1 protein-coding gene is annotated in these 295 nt (G+C 64.7%); it reads left to right on the top strand.

All coding sequences use genetic code 11. From position 1 onward, the window contains the following. Positions 1-295: homocysteine S-methyltransferase family protein (locus tag FLQ44_RS00950; RefSeq protein ID WP_206208597.1), on the top strand; the 295-nt coding region annotated here is incomplete at both ends.

The following is a 295-nucleotide window of genomic DNA, read 5'->3' as shown; positions in this document are numbered from 1 at the left end:
AGCCGCCCTGCGGACACGAGGGCCATGCGCACGGCGAGAGCTGTGGCTGCGATCTGAAGGGCAACAACGATCTGCTGACGCTGACCCAGCCGCAGATCATCGCCGACATCCATACCGCCTATCTGGAAGCCGGCGCGGACCTGATCGAAACCAATACCTTCAACAGCACCACGCTGTCGCAGGCCGACTACAAGCTGGAGCATCTCGCCCGCGAACTGAACCTGGAAGGCGCCAGGCTGGCACGCGCCTGCTGCGACGCGATCGAGGCGAAGACGCCCGACAAGCCGCGCTTCGT

Source organism: Vogesella mureinivorans, from assembly GCF_007644035.1.
GTDB classification, from domain to species: domain Bacteria; phylum Pseudomonadota; class Gammaproteobacteria; order Burkholderiales; family Chromobacteriaceae; genus Vogesella; species Vogesella mureinivorans.
Note: the sequence above shows the minus strand (reverse complement) of the source record. Positions and strands in the feature narration are given on the sequence as shown.